This window comes from Methanosarcina sp. 2.H.A.1B.4, assembly GCF_000979385.1.
Classification (GTDB): domain Archaea; phylum Halobacteriota; class Methanosarcinia; order Methanosarcinales; family Methanosarcinaceae; genus Methanosarcina.
Genome location: NZ_JJOV01000042.1, coordinates 26460 through 41868 on the forward strand (window position 1 = coordinate 26460; position 15409 = coordinate 41868).

A 15409-nucleotide genomic window follows, 5' to 3' on the forward strand; every position below is an offset into this window, starting at 1 on the left:
TCACTGGTAATCTGCGAAAGGCAGATTCTTCAGTTCTTTTTCTTTTAACAGAATTGCAAGATTTAAAATAGAATCAAGCTAAAAACTAGAAAACAGACTGAAAACAGCTCTCGAAAACTCTTTTATCCCGGAACTATCTCATAACTATTACAAAACCGGGAGGCTTGAACCTGAAAGAAACTCTTCTAGAGATAAAATCCGAATTTACAGACTATTTTAAAGAACGCGAAGCTGAGATCAACGGCTCTCTTCTCGCCGTCCTTTCAGGCGAAAACCTGCTCTTTCTGGGACCCCCCGGTACAGCCAAGACCCAGCTTGCCAGGAGCATCTGCCAGATAATTGAAGGCGGAAACTTCTATAATTACCTTTTAACAAGCTTTTCAACCCCTGAAGAGCTCTTCGGGCCGCTTTCCTTAAAAGCCCTTGAAGAAGATGAGTTCAGGAGAAATATCGAAGGCTGCCTCCCGACAGCCCATATTGCTTTGCTGGATGAAATTTTCAAGGCAAGCAGCGCTATCCTCAACAGCCTCCTGACAATTCTGAACGAAAGAAAATACCATAACGGAAGAGAAATTGTGGATGTACCGCTCCTCTCGGTCTTCGGGGCTTCAAACGAACTTCCGGAAGAGGATGAAAGCCTGGAAGCTCTTTATGACCGTTTCCTGTTCAGGTACAGGCTCTCATATATCCAGGATGATGAAAACTTCAAAAGCCTTCTTTTCAGAGAACCTGAGGATTTCAGATCCACTGCAAGCATTTCGGTTTCAGAAATCGAGAAGCTCCGCAAAAGTGCAAACTTCCTGCCTGTTGACCCTGATGTTGAAGTAATAATCACAGAACTCAGGAGGAATCTCCGGCTGCAGGAAATTGAAATTTCGGACCGGCGCTGGAAAAGAATTGTCCAGGTCTTGAAAGTTGCAGCCTGCAGCAGCGGGTGTCCGGCTGTTGACAGGACAATGGCACTTTTGCTCCAGCACATGCTCTGGAACCTGCCCGAAGAGCGAGAAACCATCAGGAAAACGGTCTTTAAACTCGTTGTTTCCGGCGGAACAAATACGGAAAAACTTCGCCTGGATGCTGAAGACCTGAAAACAGCCCTTAATATTGCCCTGAAAAACGAACTTCCCGTTGGAGTTATCTGCGACAGCTGCGGGGAAGAATTTCAGCTTAGGGAGAACCTGGAGGTCCACCATACAGCCTGCCCGAACCACAGCTATACTCTAAGGCAGGAAGGAAATTCGAGGATTTATCCTTATGATAACCTGGTAAGGGAAATTGATTCTCTCCATGAGAGTGCGGGAAAGAAAAACACCCTGTCTCAAATTCAGAGAGAGGTTTTTGAAAAGGAATTCGAAACCCTGGCTGCCAGAGTAAACAGAGTAAAACAACGGCTTGAAGAAGAAAAGGAGCTGCTCAGAAACCTGATGGATGCAAATATCTGGCTTTCAATGTCGGATAGAAACGAAGCCCTGCTCCTGCATGACACCGGAAGTGCACAGCTATCCGGAACTGAAGTCCTGATAAGCGAAATCGCAGAGCTGCTGGGTTTGCAGAATAAAGAATTCAGGTCCGGAGAGTTCAGATCTGGAGAATTCAGGTCAGGAGAGTTCAGGTCTGCAAAATCAGGATATTCCAACTCCCATGTCGCAAAATTGGAAGCAAAAGTCCAGGTCCCTGATTCAGGCAGCAATGCCAGCGGTTTTATGAAAGGGCTCGGGTCCAGATTCAAGCTCAGATGAGCAAATGAGGTGTTGATACGGAAGATTCAGCCGGTTTTTTGAGTAATCTGGATAAAGCCTCTCCCGAATCTTACTCGTTTTTTTCCAGAAACCGGCTCTGGCACGAGGCTCTTTCCGTCCGGAAACAGACAGCTTCCCTGCTTGAAGGGGAGTTGAGAAGCACTGTTGCTTACCCCCGCATGATTCCCCGTCCTCTGCGCGAGAAAATAGCCGAAGTGATTGCCCTTGAAATCCTCTTCGAGCAGCCGTATGAGATAAAAGATGTTGAAAGGTTCATAGGGCTTTTCGGGGCATTTTACCCTATTTTTCTTACTCTGAGAAACTCAAAGCCGTGGCCCGGGCTTCAAAAGATCGCAAAAAGGAGCAGAGGAGCAGGAATTGCCTGCCTGAAGCTTCTTCTCCCTTTAATCTACGACCTTATGGAACGCTTTTCAGCAGCCCGGGACGGAGGTTCGAAAACAGGCTTATTTAAGGGGTTTGATGCCGAAACAGAAGCCATTCTCAGGGAGTTTGAAAAAATCCTTAAACAAACCCTCCTTCTCTGGGAAAGCAGGAATTCCGAGGATTTGTCAGTCCGGAATTCTCAGCTCCCTTCCCCGGTTTCCGGAAAATCCGACATTTATGAAGCTGTCCTCAGTTTCATGCAGAAAGACTGCTGCCAGGGTGTTCTTGACGGGATGCTGGAAGGGCTGTACTGCAGGATGCAGGAATTTATCTCTGAAATGGAAGAAAACCTGGACCTTTTTGATACCCTTGTCCTTCTCTTCCCTGGCAGGAACTGGAGTTATTCCGTAAAAGAGCTTAAAAAAGAGCCTTTTTATGTCCAGCTTAAGATGCTGAAAAATTATTCGGCTTTTTTTGAAAAAAACCCTGACCTCAGAAGAATCGTGAATTTTATAGGCAGGCGGGAATTTGACCCCCCCGCTGACCGCATACGCTACTCTCCTTTTGGAAAAAACAGGATCCAGACTGTGCGGTTTTCAGACTCGATAAATAACCTCCTGCCCATGGAAGCCGCAAAGCTCCTTAACCCGGCTCTGAAGCGGAAGTTCTATGCGGATATGCTTGAAGGAAAACTCCTGAGCTACCAGCTGCTTGGCAAACACTATACAGGTCCTCCCCGCATAAAGCCCAGAGGGCCTATGATTGTGCTCGTCGATACCTCCGGTTCCATGCACGGGACCCCACAGACCCTTGCCAAGTCTGCAGTGCTTGCCATGGCAAAGCTGATGCTCTCCCAGCAGCGGGATATGAAGGTGATTCTTTTTGCGTCCACTAGCCAGCACCTGGAAATCGAGCTCAGCAGCAAGAAAAGGATGTCCGAGAAATTCCTGAACTTCCTGCTGTACACATTTGGCGGCGGGACGGATTTCAATACCGCGCTTGCTTCAGGCCTTAAATCCCTTAAGGAAAAATACTTTCAGTGTGCAGACCTGCTTTTTATCACCGACGGAAAGTCCGAAATCTCTGACGAGCTGGTTCTGGCTCGCTGGGAAGAGGCAAAGAAGAAGTATAACGCAAAGGTCTACACACTGATTATTGGAGGCAGCGGGGCAGGAGGGCTTTCGGAAATCTCGGATTACACATATATTGTGGAGATGGAACAGGATTCGGAGGGTACGGGCGGCAGAGTGAAACTGATTAAATGTGAGAGTCGGGAAGCTGAGTAAAAAATGTAGTGCAGATTAAAATTGAAGAGTAGATTAAAATTGAAGAGTAGATTAAAATCGACAAAATCATGGGGCTGGATAACTATACAGGACTGAAGAGGTAAAATCAAACAGTATACACTTTGAAAACGTTGTTAAACTTAGAAATACAAGAAGTAGTTATGATTGCTTTTATTGTTTCTAAGGTATTTCCTGCAGCAGCCGGAAAAAAAGCACAAAAACCTTTTTCATCGGACGTGCCTGAACTGAAGGACGGCGTTGTAGCAGGAAATCCTGCAGTTACAACCAGTACAACGTCCCCTGCATCCGGAAGTTATTTCGGGAAATACCGGGGTAAAGTTGTGGAAAATACTGATCCGCTGGGGATGGGCAGACTCAAGGTTTTAGTTCCTGCACTGGCGGGAGTCGGTACTGGCTGGGCAATGCCCTCTGTGCCTTATGCAGGAATGGATGTCGGGCTATTTGCCCTTCCGCCCACAGGCTCAAACGTCTGGGTTGAGTTTGAGGAAGGAAATTCTTACCATCCTATCTGGAGCGGCTGTTTCTGGGAAAAAGGGGAAATTCCGGAACTCCAGCCTGAGAAGAAGGTCTTCAAGACATCCAGGGCTGCAATTACGCTGAATGATACTCCGGAAAAAGGGGAAATTGTTCTGGAAACTTCGGATGGTGTAAGAATAGTGATCGGTTCCGACGGAATAGAACTCAGCAACGGGCAGGGCGGAAGCATCTCGCTGGACGGAAAGAATGTTTCCGTTAACGGTAGGGTGCTTAATTTAGTTTGATTTCGATATTTAACAGGAGATATATAATGCCATTTGCGATCAAGCAGCCAGGGGTATATGTTGAAGAGGTTCCCGAGTGTGCCCGTCCGATAAAGGGAATAAGCACCTCAATTACTGCTTTTGTGGGAAGAGCCCTGAAAGGACCGGTAGATGAGCCTGTTCCGGTGCATAACTCCGGAGAATTTGACCTGATTTTCGGGGGACTCTGGGATAAGAGCACCATGAGTTTTGCCGTACATCAGTATTTCCTCAATGGCGGCGGAGACGCTGTTATAGTGCGTGTTAAGGGAACTTCGCCTGAGAAGACTTCTATCCTTTACCTGGACAGAACCTCCAAACTTCACTCGGGCAGGACCTCCAAACTTTACTTGGACAGGACCTCCAAAACTGGCTCCGGATCTGAGATTCCAGGGAGCAGCGGCTCTGATAATATTAGCTACAGTAGTAGCGACTGCGATATTCGTGACGAAGATCTCGTGCCAGCCAGCCCGGAAACCGGGAAAGGGATCTATGCGCTTGAAAAAGCCGATCTTTTCAACCTTCTTTGTCTACCTCCTCTGGATTTCGGCAGAGACCTGGCCCCGGACACACTTGCGAAGGCAGCCAGTTATTGTGAAAAACGCAGGGCTATGATGTTGATAGATCCTCCTGCGGAAGCCAGAGATACCGGATCAATAACGGCTTTTTTACGGGACAAACTGCAGATGTCAATGCAGGTCTCAGCCCAGGCGTCCGGTAAAAAGAATGCAGCCCTTTTTTTCCCGCGCATAAAAATGGCAAATCCCTTAAAAAATAACCAGGTCGAAGAATTCGCACCCTCCGGTGCCGCTGCGGGAATTTTTGCCCGTACTGATAAAGAACGGGGTGTCTGGAAGGCTCCTGCAGGCACGGATGCGGTCCTCATGGGAATCCGCGGATTAAGCTGCACCCTTACAGATGCTGAAAATGGAGAGCTTAACAGGTATGGGATAAATTGCCTGCGGACATTTCCTGCCAGAGGTAGTGTGATCTGGGGAGCCCGCACCCTTGATGGAGCAGATACCAATGCCAGCGAGTGGAAATATATTCCGGTCCGCCGCCTCGCATTATACCTTGAAGAGAGTCTCTTAAGGGGCACAAAGTGGGCTGCCTTAGAATCAAACTCTGAGCCTCTGTGGGCACAACTGCGCCTGAACATCGCGGAATTCATGCACAACCTGTTCACACAGGGTGCATTTGCCGGAGAAACTCCCCGGGAAGCCTATTTTGTAAAATGCGACAGGGAAACAACCACTCAAAATGATCTCAATCAGGGATTTGTCAATATTTTTGTAGGTTTTGCACCGGTGAAACCCTCTGAATTCATAATTCTCAGGATTCGGCAGCAAACTAGAAAAGATTCGAAATGAAAATGAACCGAGAAGAGTAAATGTGAGTTGAGAAAGCTTTTCCTTCCTCAAAAAGCAGCTCACATGAAGGGGTTGGGCAAATACAGAAACATGCCGATTGCGATCAATAAAACGATAACAATGGATATAATTGCATAGATAAGTTGTTTTGCGTTCATTTTACTGCTCCAATTTAGATTTAAGAGCTGTTAACTATAAAAACCGTTTCATTCAATCTCAGATCATTTTGTATGTGATTATTTGAATAAAAATGAAAAACTATCAATTTATAGCCTTCTTATCAATTAAAATACCCTGTTTAAAATGCTCTTTATCAGTTTAGAGCATTTCTCAGCAAATAATCTCTTCAAGGTGAAAACAATGGGAAGCCAGAAACTAATCCAGGACCCGCAGCAAATCGAAGCCGTCCTTTCAACCGCCAAATTCCTCCGCCTAGCCCTTTACGATGCCGAAACCCCATATATCGTCCCCATGTCTTTCGGCTATAAGGAAAATGCTATCTACCTCCATAGCTCCCGGGAAGGCAGGAAAATTGATGTTTTAAAAAGGAACCCCAGGGTCTGTTTTGAAGCAGCCGTCGAAACCGAAGTTATTACTGCTGAGGACCCCTGCAAGTACAATGTCCGTTACAGGAGCGTAATCGGGCATGGGCAGGCAAAGTTCCTGGAAGATTACAATGAAAAAGTCGAGGGACTTACTGCGCTTTCTGAACATTACGGAAAAAAGGGGCCGTTTGAGTTTGAAGCATGGAAGGTTAACAGGCTGTGTGTGATTAAGATTGAGATTGAAAAGATGACCGGGAAAGAGAGTGGATTTTAATCTGCTTTCCTCTTAATTGTTAAAGCCTTCAATGAGGAGTTTACTGTAAAGTACTGTAAACGTGGAAATTTAACAGTAAACCTTTTGTTGCCTTATTAGAGGCAATTATCGGGATTTTTCAATTCCTCAGTGATAGTCAATCCCTGATTATTGGCACAACTCTTCGGTACCTGATGTCGGAATATTTCAGTTTTCTCTCCCTGCACCGGGCTGGGCCCGAGCCGGCCTTCCACCCAGATAAAAAACAACCGACAAAACGACACCGCAACAAAGAGAGTCAATCAGCTAAAGAAACGTCCACGGGCTTAGAGAACACTTTCCTTAAACCCGAAAACCTTTTTTCGAGTCACGGGTAAATATAAGCGCCTCCGCCAGCTTGTCTGGCGGCCCTGCAAAAAAATAAAAAAGTAGAAGAACGAAATAACGAACGAAATAACGAACGAAATAACGAATGAAATAAATAAATAAATAAATAAATAAATAAATAAATAAATAAATAAATAAATAAATAAAGAACAAAAACTGGGACTAAAGAAGAGACTTGAAAATAAGTTTTTTTCAGAGAGTTTTAATTCCATTCGTATCCTGACAGGGTATTTGACTTATTCACTTTTTGGTTTTGCTTATTCACCTTCTTGCTGTGCTTCTTTCTTTTCTTTTTCCTTTGAAAGCCGCTCTCCTTCGTCGAGCGTGACAAAAGCGACCCAGGATGGCGAATATGGTTGTTAGGGTCAAAATTAATTCAAAACCACTTACAACCCCACGACCGGTAACCCCGCAGGCGTAAGCGCATCGAGCACCAGATGGGAAGCATACCCGGCCCCTGCAAAAAAGATCCCGATAGTAACTTCATCTACCGGACCTCCAGTTAGAAGATTCAAATATGTCCGGTTAAGATACAGTAGCAAAAGAGCCAGGCAAAGCAGCGAATGGAAAAACTTTCTATGGCGTCGGTTTCTGGGAGGCTCGATCAGGTCAGGCAGCACGGCTCCAAGGACAGAGGACACTAAAGCTATCGGAAGAAATGCTGAGCTGAGAACGAGCCCTTTTGAAATCAAATACCAGATAAGGATAAAGGAAATTAATACTCCTGCAGTCATGTGTATTTTTCTGTCTGTCACAGTATCCCCTCATTTCTTTCCCCTTTTGTTTTCTTTGTCTTTTCTTTTCGTTTCAAATTTCTATCTATCCTCACTTTCCTTTTTATTTCCCCTCTAATTTCGATTTTCTGGTGCATTCAGACTATAATTGTTCATTTAGCCAGAATTTTACGCCTGACTGTGAGCAGGAAATTGCTGCACATCAGATGATTCTGGACACCAGAATATAAGCAAAAGCACTTAGAACCAGCCTGATCGAAGAAAACACAACCGAAACCATTGAAAATGCCACCAGGTAAACATTGAGAGCCAGGATACCCGTGAAAAAACCGGATAAATCAATATTTAGGAGCAGGGCAATCACATTTACCAGCAAAATGAAAGAAAATATTGTGACCAGACCTCTTCCTGCTCCTTTAAGGTCTTCTTTGCTCAGGGCTATGTGGGAAGAGATCGCAATTGCAAGGGCAAAATAGATCCAGAAACTGGCTGAGGTTAAGTTTTCTGTCGAAAAAATGCTTTTAAAAAGCCGGGCTGTCAGTGCGAAAATACTTGCTAACGTCCGGGAGTCAAACTGACCGGAGCCAAGGGTCAGATAGTTTGCAAAAGTGGCAAAAGAATCAGGCAGGAAAAGGTACATCCCGAGGATCAGGGTAAAGGTTCCGCTGAATATAGGACCCATGCCTATGAAAAAGTTTCCTATGTTCTGGTAGAGGCTTTTCTGGTTCCAGCTGTGATTGACGTATCCAAGGATTCCGTCCCGGGGTTTCAGGTTAAAGAGCTTGAATTTATTTACCTTATGCTTGAAAAGATAGCACATCAGCAGGTGGCCAAGTTCGTGGATTGGGGTGCCTATCCAGGCTGTAATCATAATTCCTTTCAGACCAAAAACGCTCTGGATATAGAAGTTGGCTCTATTCTCAATAAACCCCAGGATGAAGCCGATAAGGATCAGAGAGCCTGTGACGCAGAGGGTTTCGAACAGGCTCAATTGCAAAATAGTGAGAAGTATATTTTCCATTTTTACCTCTAAAACACAAAATTCAGGCCTTCAATCTGTTTCAAAATAATCTCAAATTCTATAATTGGGTAATATCCCATTTCAATTTTTATTTCCTGAAATCCGCTATTTTTTTCCTTGTTGTGTACAGTATACATCATAATAAATTCAATTTTTCTTTTCCCTCTATATATTTAGAGTAGTCGGGCTGTAGACATGAGATTACTTTCTATTCTATTTCAAATCTGTCAATATATATTATATATTATAATTCTATAATTATATTATGCGTATTGTTCAGGTACTCATTCCGGAAGGGAAGCGGGAGCCAGTACTGGCTGTGCTTGACGACGAGCAGATCGATTATGCAGTCTGGGATGAAACAGGGAGAGGGGAATTCGAAGCCCTGGTCCAGTTCCCCATACCGCCGATCGGCGTCGAACCGGTGATGGCCAGGCTGCGTGAAGCGGGAATCAGCGAGAATACATACACAATCGTCCTGTCACCCGAGACGGTTGTTTCTGCACGTTTGGGAGCGTTGAAGAAACGTTATTCAGGACTCCGCATTTCCAGGGAAGAACTCATAGCACGTGCGGAAGATCTTGCACCTGCGACTTCTACTTTTCTTGCTTTTCTTATTCTAAGCACTGTTATTGCTACGGCCGGGCTGCTGCTTGACTCTGCTGCAACAATCATAGGAGCAATGGTCGTTGCCCCGCTCATGGGACCGGCAATCTCCGCCAGCGTCGGGACAGTAGTCAATGAACGGGAACTCGCCTCCCGTGGGGTTAGACTGCAGGTGCTGGGACTCCTGTTGGCAATCGCAGTTGCTACCGTGATAGGTACAATCATGAAAGGAACGCTGCTTTTACCGCCGGGACTCGATATCCGCGAAGTAGGCCAGATTGCCGAGCGTACCACCCCGAACTTCCTGTCCCTCTTCCTTGCGCTGGGCTCGGGGCTTGCCGGCGGCATAAGCATTATGCGGGGCTCCGGGTCTACCCTCGTGGGTGTGGCAATTGCAGTGGCCCTCGTTCCCCCGGCCGCAACATCGGGGCTCGGGCTTGCCTGGGGACTCTACGACGTGGCGATAGAAGCTGCCGTGCTGGTGCTTGTAAACCTGCTTGCTATCAACGTATCGGCCCTCATCCTGTTCTGGCTTTCTGGCTTTCGCCCTGCTGAGGAAAAGGCCGTTAGTCGTGCCCGCACCGCGGTGATCTCACGCGCAGCAGTCCTCGCCGTTGCAATTGCTTTTCTCTCCATAGTTCTCGCTCTTGTCACTTATACCTCCTTCCAGACCGCTCTGGTTGAGCAGGAGATTAAACAGGAACTGGAGGAAATGTTCAAGGAACCTGAGTATGCAGAAGCAGAGTTTATACTGGGAGAGAGCATAGAAGTCAGTTATGGGCCTTCAGATTTCCTGTTAGGTAAGCCGGTAGAGGTGACTTTTTTAGTGGGGTATCGAGCCGGGGTAGAAATTCCTCCGGATATTGGCAGGGTAGCTGACGATCGGCTGAAAGAAGCCACCGGCAAAGACGTTAAGATCACTGTCGGCTTCGTTGTAGCTCAGCAGATCACCGATTAAGCTACTGAGGCAGTCGATCTTGAATATCCTGACTCCGACCTGCCTTATGGTAGTTTCCCGCTTTGTAGAGCTATCCAGGCTGAAAAATCATCTTCTTTAAAAAAAATCTTCTGTGAAACCTTGCCATAACCCTTTACTAATTATTACTGCAAATTCTGTCCTTAGTCATGAATATCGTATCCTAAACGCTCCTCTTTTGCATTCAGGTTCGGCTTTTTCCGTAGCTTTTGCAGCAGCAGAGGATTTCTCCTCCAATGTTAAATATATTAGGGGAAGTCCGTCTTTATAAAATATTTACTGTCCACTAAATTTCAAACCCGATTAAATAAAAATACCTATATATATTATAATAACATAATTATATTATGCGTATTGTACAGGTACTCATTCCGGAAGGGAAGCGGGAGCCAGTTCTGGCTGTACTTGATGACGAGCAGATCGACTATGCGGTCTGGGACGAAACAGGGAGAGGGGAGTTCGAAGCCCTGGTCCAGTTCCCCATACCGCCGATCGGTGTCGAACCGGTGATGGCCAGGCTGCGTGAAGCGGGAATCAGTGAGAATGCGTACACAATCGTCCTGTCACCCGAGACGGTTGTTTCCTCACGTTTGGAAGCGTTAAAGAAACGTTATTCCGGACTTCGCATTTCTCGGGAAGAACTCATAGCACGTGCGGAAGATCTCGCACCTGCCACTTCTACATTTCTTGCTTTCCTTGTTCTAAGCACTATTATCGCTACTGGAGGGCTGCTGCTTGACTCTGCTGCAACAATCATAGGGGCAATGGTAGTTGCTCCGCTCATGGGACCGGCAATCTCCGCCAGCGTCGGGACAGTCATCAATGAGCGGGAACTTGCCTCCCGTGGGGTAAAACTACAGGTGGGAGGGCTTCTGCTTGCAATCGCAGTTGCTGCCGTGATAGGTGCAATCATGAAGGGAACGCTGCTTTTGCCGCCGGCACTCGATATCCGTGAAATAGGCCAGATTGCCGAACGTACCAGCCCGAACTTCCTGTCCCTCTTCCTTGCACTGGGCTCAGGACTTGCCGGTGCCATAAGCATTATGCGGGGCTCCGGGTCTACCCTTGTGGGAGTGGCAATTGCCGTGGCCCTCGTCCCCCCGGCCGCAACATCGGGGCTCGGGCTTGCCTGGGGATTCTACGGCGTGGCGATAACAGCGGCTGTACTGGTGCTCGTGAACCTGCTGACCATCAACGTATCTGCCCTCATCCTGTTCTGGCTTTCCGGCTTTCGTCCTGCTGAGGAAAAGGCGGTTGGTAGTGCCCGCTCCGCGGTGATCTCACGCGCAGCAGTCCTCGTAATTTTAATCGCCCTCCTCTCCGTAGTTCTCGCCCTTGTCACTTACACCTCCTTCCAGGCCTCTCTGGTTAAACAGCAGGTTGACCAGGAGCTGTGGGATATGTTCGAAGAACCTGAGTATGTAGAAGCTGGGATTGGACGGAGTGAGGTTATAAACGTCAAATATACACCCTCAGACCTCCTGCTGGATGAACCGGTAAAAGTAGGTTTTTTAGTGGGGTATCAAGCCGGGGGAGAAATTCCTCCGGATATCGCCACAGTAGCTAGCGAAAGATTGAAAGAGGCCACCGGCAAAGACGTTGAAGTCACTATCGGCTTCGTCGTAGCTCAGCAGACTGCCACCTAAGCTTTACGGGGCACCCTCTCCCCGGAAGTTTCCTTTTTTTGCCTGCCCTCTATATCTCCTGTATCCGAAAACCGGAACACCTTACCTGCCGAAAAAATGAAAATCTCCTGAAAACAGCTGCGTGAGGAAGGGGAATCCTGCTCAGGCGGTTAAAATATTGCCGATACCAATACAAATAATTTTGAAAAACTTATAACGATTCACGCCCTTCAGCCCTGTATAAACCTGGATATAATTGACTAAAAACGGCCAGAAAGACTAAACTGCTGGGTGTATATATGAATGAACTGAATATTCGGGAAGCCGACCGGCTGGAAATAACAGTTTTTATGGACAATTATACGGATATGCTGTTAGTAGAAAGCACAGGCGTATACAAACGACCGCAGATACCTTTCCCGCAAATCCTTCTCGCCGAACACGGGCTTTCCTGTTTAATCAAAGTTTATGCAGGGGCTGAGGGACATACCGTGCTGATGGATGCAGCCGTAACTCCTGCCTGCCTTTTAAATAATATAGAACTTTTGAAGGCTGACCCTGGCAGCATCGAATCCGTTGTCCTGAGCCACGGGCACCCTGACCATTTTCTCGGGCTTGCCGGGTTCTTGAAGCTAATAAATGAGAAAAGGGATAAAGGAGCCACACCTGGAATTCCGCTGATTCTTCATCCCGATGCCTTTCTTGAACGCCGCCTGAATATTCCTGCAATCGGACGCCCGGTTCCAATACCTGTACTCAATGAAGATGTTATGAAAGAAGCCGGAGCTGTTCCCGTAAAGTCCGAAAAAGCTTTTTCGATTGCTAATGGCCTAATCCACACAACCGGAGAGATTGAGCGCAAAATCCCATTCGAAAAAGGATTCCCCTGGGCTGAGGCAAAGGTTGACGGAAACTGGATAACTGATCCCTTCCGGGATGACCAGGGACTTGTGATAAAATTGAAGGGAAAAGGGCTTGTTGTCATCAGCGGCTGTGCCCATGCAGGGATTATCAATACCGTAGAACATGCAAAAAAAATAACAGGCACAGATAAGGTCCATGCAGTCCTGGGAGGTTTTCACCTGACAGGGCAGCTCTTTGACCCCATCATCCAGCCCACCATTGACGAAATGAAACGCATCAACCCCGATTACGTCGTGCCCATGCACTGCACAGGCTGGAAAGCAATAAACCGATTTGCCGAAGAGATGCCGGGGAAATTTCTGCTCAATACGGTCGGCACTACCTATTTATTTGGCGGAGATCTTTAAGTTGATTCCGAATTTTAAGTTGATACCGAATTTTAAGTTGATACCGAATTTTAAGTTGAGAAGCCGGCGAAGGAAAAAAGCTCCGGCTCTTTAACGACCTTCAGTGTCCCAATAAAATAGCCGCAAAAAATGCCATTATCAGACATAAGAAAGTAAAGACGAGAGCAAGGATTGACTTTATCTCTTCTTCTTTTGGCATCCGGTAAGGCTTTCCATTCACATATATTAGGTAGAGCACAGCTGTTGAGACTGGCACTACCCAGAAGAAGTACTTGATCTCATCATAAGATACCACCTCAGTTGCAGTCATCATGGTTAATGCAATCATCAACCAGCCTATGGTGATATAAATTCTGATGACTGTTTTCTTTTTCACAGAAATAAATTTAGAGCTACTGCTGCGGTATTGGTTCTGAGTTTTCGGACCTGTCAACTGTGCAACACCCTAATTTAATATAAGGACCTGAGTTTAAAACTGTTTCTTTCCCGGTTTCAGTCGATCAGGAGGATGGACATCGGTTCAGGCTGCCCTTTGATAGGAAACACTATGGGCATTTCTGCTTCTGCCGCCGTCTTTTTCATATTGATTCCAACAGCGTGTTCCGGGATCCTTGCCATATTTGAGTGGAGGCAGGTTCCCTTTTCCACGTTGCACTTCTCACAGAGCCTGCACGAACCGTTAACAAAGGCAACTGCAAAGGTAAAACCTTCGTTAAAAGCTGCTTTTTCAAGCTCAAGCATTGAGAGTAGCATTTTTTTGCTGTAGTCGAAATAATCGGACCAGAATTTTCCTGCTTTTTCCCTTGTTTCGTCAGTTTCGGCAGGGTCAAGCCAGGTCTTATAAGGGGCTTTTGCTATTTCTTCATCTGCAACTGCAGGAGACCGGAACTTGACAAGCAGGGCATACCTGTACTCCTTAAGTATCTCCCGAAACTCGTCAACAGTAGGGACGTGTGGTGGGCAGGTCAGTTTTTTCCCGTACCCTATACACCCTCTGCATTTTAAGACCACTCTTTTCTCTACAAAGACCTGATAGGTGGGAATTATCTTTGCGTCAACAGCCTCCAGTTCAAGGGCTTTTTTCACAAGGAACTCAAGTTCTTCGGGGTTTATATCTCGAAACGGCATTACTTTCCCTTCTCAAAACCTATTTTTCACTCAAAGGCAGACATATGAGTTATTCATCTCTTCGCCATTTTACCCGAAGATTGGATACTACTTAACTTTTTTCAAATATTTTTGATTCACTGATTTTTGATTCACTGATTTTTGATTCACTGATTTTTGATTCACCGAAGATCTGCTCTGTTTTCCCTATTTTTAATTTTTCAGATGTTATGCGATTTTTTATTAATGGACTTACTTCTAATTTTTTTCTCAACCTGTATCCGCAAACTTTCCCGAAAATTCATGTTTCAATACCCGTATAACAATAGTATATATAATTAATATCAAGTAGCAACAAAGTAAACAAAAGTATTAAATATTAGTTAGTCGTATAGATAAGTGTCTCTACCCGACAGACGCAAATCTGAAATTGCCTCCTAAATCGTCGAAAGCACCTGAAACTCCTTTTTTGCCCCTGCCTGAGAATAAACTGGTAGGGGTCAAGGGTGCAAAACTAAGGGAACAATAATATAGAAAAGCATTCCGGCAGCAGAGTTTTTTTCTGTATTTTCGGTTTTCAAATTTCCAGGAAGAATCAATAGTCTCTAGTTAAGGATATAGAAATATTACTTCGATTTAGCATGCTTCGTCAAAAATACAAAATGACGAACAAATCAGGTGTTTCAGCCAAAAAAACGGGGTCTTGATAACAAGTTAATGAGTCAACTACTCGCCACTGAAGTGGCAAGCATGGATATCTCTGATTTCTCAGATCATATTATTCGTGTGGGTGGTTGACAGACACCCCTGAGACTCTAAGATATACCTATAGTCTCGTGTTCTGTGTTCGATGTTTCGAGCACCATTTAGATCAGCGTTAAGCTCAAAACCACAAGCTTTACACCGAAACTTTAACCCGTTTCTATTGTTTTTAGAGATGTGATTACATCGGCAACAAGTCTGAGAAGTATATTCAGGGTTTATGTACTCTGTTATTATTCCAGCGTTTTTGGCTTTATATTCAATAAACTGCTGCAACTGATAGAAAGCCCAACTGTTATGGAGATATTTTTGTTTCTTTCTCAGCTTGTTATTAGTACGACTTCTTATTCCGGCCAAGTCCTCTAAACCGATAACAGAAACACTATTTTCAACTGCAAATTTTACAATTGCTTTAGAGATGCAATGATTAACATCTGTCATTAGACGTTTCTCTTTCCCTGCTAACCGTTCCAGTACACGTTTAGCTGACAAAGTTCCCTTAGATTGTAATCTTGCTCTCATGTTTTTGTAGACATTTCTCCT

At 45.6% G+C, this 15409-nt stretch carries 15 protein-coding genes; 8 read left to right on the forward strand and 7 right to left on the reverse strand.

Features of this window, described 5'->3' with window-relative positions:
- The first annotated feature begins 170 nt into the window (after positions 1 to 170).
- The 5 genes from EO92_RS06910 (at position 171) to EO92_RS06930 (ending at position 6398) form a co-directional block, all read left to right on the forward strand.
- Entirely contained in the window at positions 171 to 1739 is a 1569-nt protein-coding gene (locus EO92_RS06910) for an AAA family ATPase (protein ID WP_369793128.1), read from the forward strand.
- A gap of 38 nt (positions 1740 to 1777) precedes the next feature.
- Complete coding sequence (locus tag EO92_RS06915) at positions 1778 to 3409, forward strand: VWA domain-containing protein (RefSeq protein ID WP_048170315.1); 1632 nt, start codon at positions 1778 to 1780, stop codon at positions 3407 to 3409.
- A gap of 161 nt (positions 3410 to 3570) precedes the next feature.
- Positions 3571 to 4191 carry a phage baseplate assembly protein V gene (locus EO92_RS06920; RefSeq protein ID WP_200896748.1) on the forward strand — a complete coding sequence of 207 codons (621 nt, stop codon included), beginning with the start codon at positions 3571 to 3573 and terminating at the stop codon, positions 4189 to 4191.
- Positions 4192 to 4217: 26 nt separating this feature from the next.
- Positions 4218 to 5579 (forward strand): phage tail sheath subtilisin-like domain-containing protein, encoded by a 1362-nt coding sequence (locus tag EO92_RS06925; RefSeq protein ID WP_048170318.1) that lies wholly within the window; start codon positions 4218 to 4220, stop codon positions 5577 to 5579.
- Between the two features lie 360 nt (positions 5580 to 5939).
- Positions 5940 to 6398, forward strand: a complete 459-nt coding sequence (locus EO92_RS06930; protein ID WP_048170320.1) for a pyridoxamine 5'-phosphate oxidase family protein — start codon at positions 5940 to 5942, stop codon at positions 6396 to 6398.
- Positions 6399 to 7150: 752 nt separating this feature from the next.
- Here EO92_RS06930 and EO92_RS06935 read toward each other — a convergent pair.
- From EO92_RS06935 to EO92_RS18790, 3 genes are all read right to left on the reverse strand, one after another.
- The gene (locus EO92_RS06935; RefSeq protein ID WP_052734293.1) at positions 7151 to 7519 is read right to left on the reverse strand and encodes a metal-dependent hydrolase; all 369 of its coding nucleotides are present in this window, start codon (positions 7517 to 7519) and stop codon (positions 7151 to 7153) included.
- A 181-nt stretch (positions 7520 to 7700) separates the two neighbouring features.
- Entirely contained in the window at positions 7701 to 8519 is an 819-nt protein-coding gene (locus EO92_RS06940) for a hypothetical protein (protein WP_048170322.1), read from the reverse strand.
- A gap of 342 nt (positions 8520 to 8861) precedes the next feature.
- The gene (locus EO92_RS18790; RefSeq protein WP_255350333.1) at positions 8862 to 8990 is read right to left on the reverse strand and encodes a hypothetical protein; all 129 of its coding nucleotides are present in this window, start codon (positions 8988 to 8990) and stop codon (positions 8862 to 8864) included.
- On the opposite strand from EO92_RS18790, the gene EO92_RS06945 reads away from it, so the two are divergent.
- The 3 genes from EO92_RS06945 to EO92_RS06955 all read left to right on the forward strand — a co-directional run bounded on the left by EO92_RS06945 (position 8947) and on the right by EO92_RS06955 (position 12997).
- Positions 8947 to 10083: a TIGR00341 family protein gene (locus EO92_RS06945; RefSeq protein ID WP_235283229.1), complete on the forward strand. Its 1137-nt coding sequence runs from the start codon at positions 8947 to 8949 to the stop codon at positions 10081 to 10083. The two genes, EO92_RS18790 and EO92_RS06945, sit on opposite strands and share 44 nt — an antisense overlap.
- A 365-nt stretch (positions 10084 to 10448) precedes the next feature.
- Entirely contained in the window at positions 10449 to 11747 is a 1299-nt protein-coding gene (locus EO92_RS06950) for a TIGR00341 family protein (protein ID WP_048170326.1), read from the forward strand.
- A 278-nt stretch (positions 11748 to 12025) separates the two neighbouring features.
- Complete coding sequence (locus EO92_RS06955) at positions 12026 to 12997, forward strand: MBL fold metallo-hydrolase (protein ID WP_048170328.1); 972 nt, start codon at positions 12026 to 12028, stop codon at positions 12995 to 12997.
- A gap of 100 nt (positions 12998 to 13097) precedes the next feature.
- On the opposite strand, the gene EO92_RS06960 is transcribed toward EO92_RS06955, so the two are convergent.
- The 4 genes from EO92_RS06960 to EO92_RS06970 form a co-directional block, all read right to left on the reverse strand.
- Positions 13098 to 13430, reverse strand: a complete 333-nt coding sequence (locus tag EO92_RS06960) for a hypothetical protein (protein ID WP_048170330.1) — start codon at positions 13428 to 13430, stop codon at positions 13098 to 13100.
- A gap of 59 nt (positions 13431 to 13489) precedes the next feature.
- A complete protein-coding gene (locus EO92_RS06965; protein ID WP_048170332.1) occupies positions 13490 to 14125 on the reverse strand; it encodes a DUF2284 domain-containing protein in 636 nt (211 codons plus the stop codon).
- A 91-nt stretch (positions 14126 to 14216) separates the two neighbouring features.
- Positions 14217 to 14378 (reverse strand): hypothetical protein, encoded by a 162-nt coding sequence (locus tag EO92_RS17610; protein ID WP_156165752.1) that lies wholly within the window; start codon positions 14376 to 14378, stop codon positions 14217 to 14219.
- Positions 14379 to 14872: 494 nt separating this feature from the next.
- A partial coding sequence (locus EO92_RS06970; protein WP_048170347.1) for an RNA-guided endonuclease TnpB family protein occupies positions 14873 to 15409 on the reverse strand: 537 nt, incomplete at its 5' end.

Excerpts from the sequence above, each read along its gene's own strand:
- EO92_RS06920 (WP_200896748.1), top strand. The coding sequence starts at position 3,571 with ATGATTGCTTTTATTGTTTCTAAGGTATTTCCTGCAGCAGCCGGAAAA.
- EO92_RS06925 (WP_048170318.1), top strand. The coding sequence starts at position 4,218 with ATGCCATTTGCGATCAAGCAGCCAGGGGTATATGTTGAAGAGGTTCCC.
- EO92_RS06930 (WP_048170320.1), top strand. The coding sequence starts at position 5,940 with ATGGGAAGCCAGAAACTAATCCAGGACCCGCAGCAAATCGAAGCCGTC.
- EO92_RS06940 (WP_048170322.1), bottom strand. The coding sequence starts at position 8,519 with ATGGAAAATATACTTCTCACTATTTTGCAATTGAGCCTGTTCGAAACC.
- EO92_RS06945 (WP_235283229.1), top strand. The coding sequence starts at position 8,947 with ATGGCCAGGCTGCGTGAAGCGGGAATCAGCGAGAATACATACACAATC.
- EO92_RS06950 (WP_048170326.1), top strand. The coding sequence starts at position 10,449 with ATGCGTATTGTACAGGTACTCATTCCGGAAGGGAAGCGGGAGCCAGTT.
- EO92_RS06955 (WP_048170328.1), top strand. The coding sequence starts at position 12,026 with ATGAATGAACTGAATATTCGGGAAGCCGACCGGCTGGAAATAACAGTT.
- EO92_RS06965 (WP_048170332.1), bottom strand. The coding sequence starts at position 14,125 with ATGCCGTTTCGAGATATAAACCCCGAAGAACTTGAGTTCCTTGTGAAA.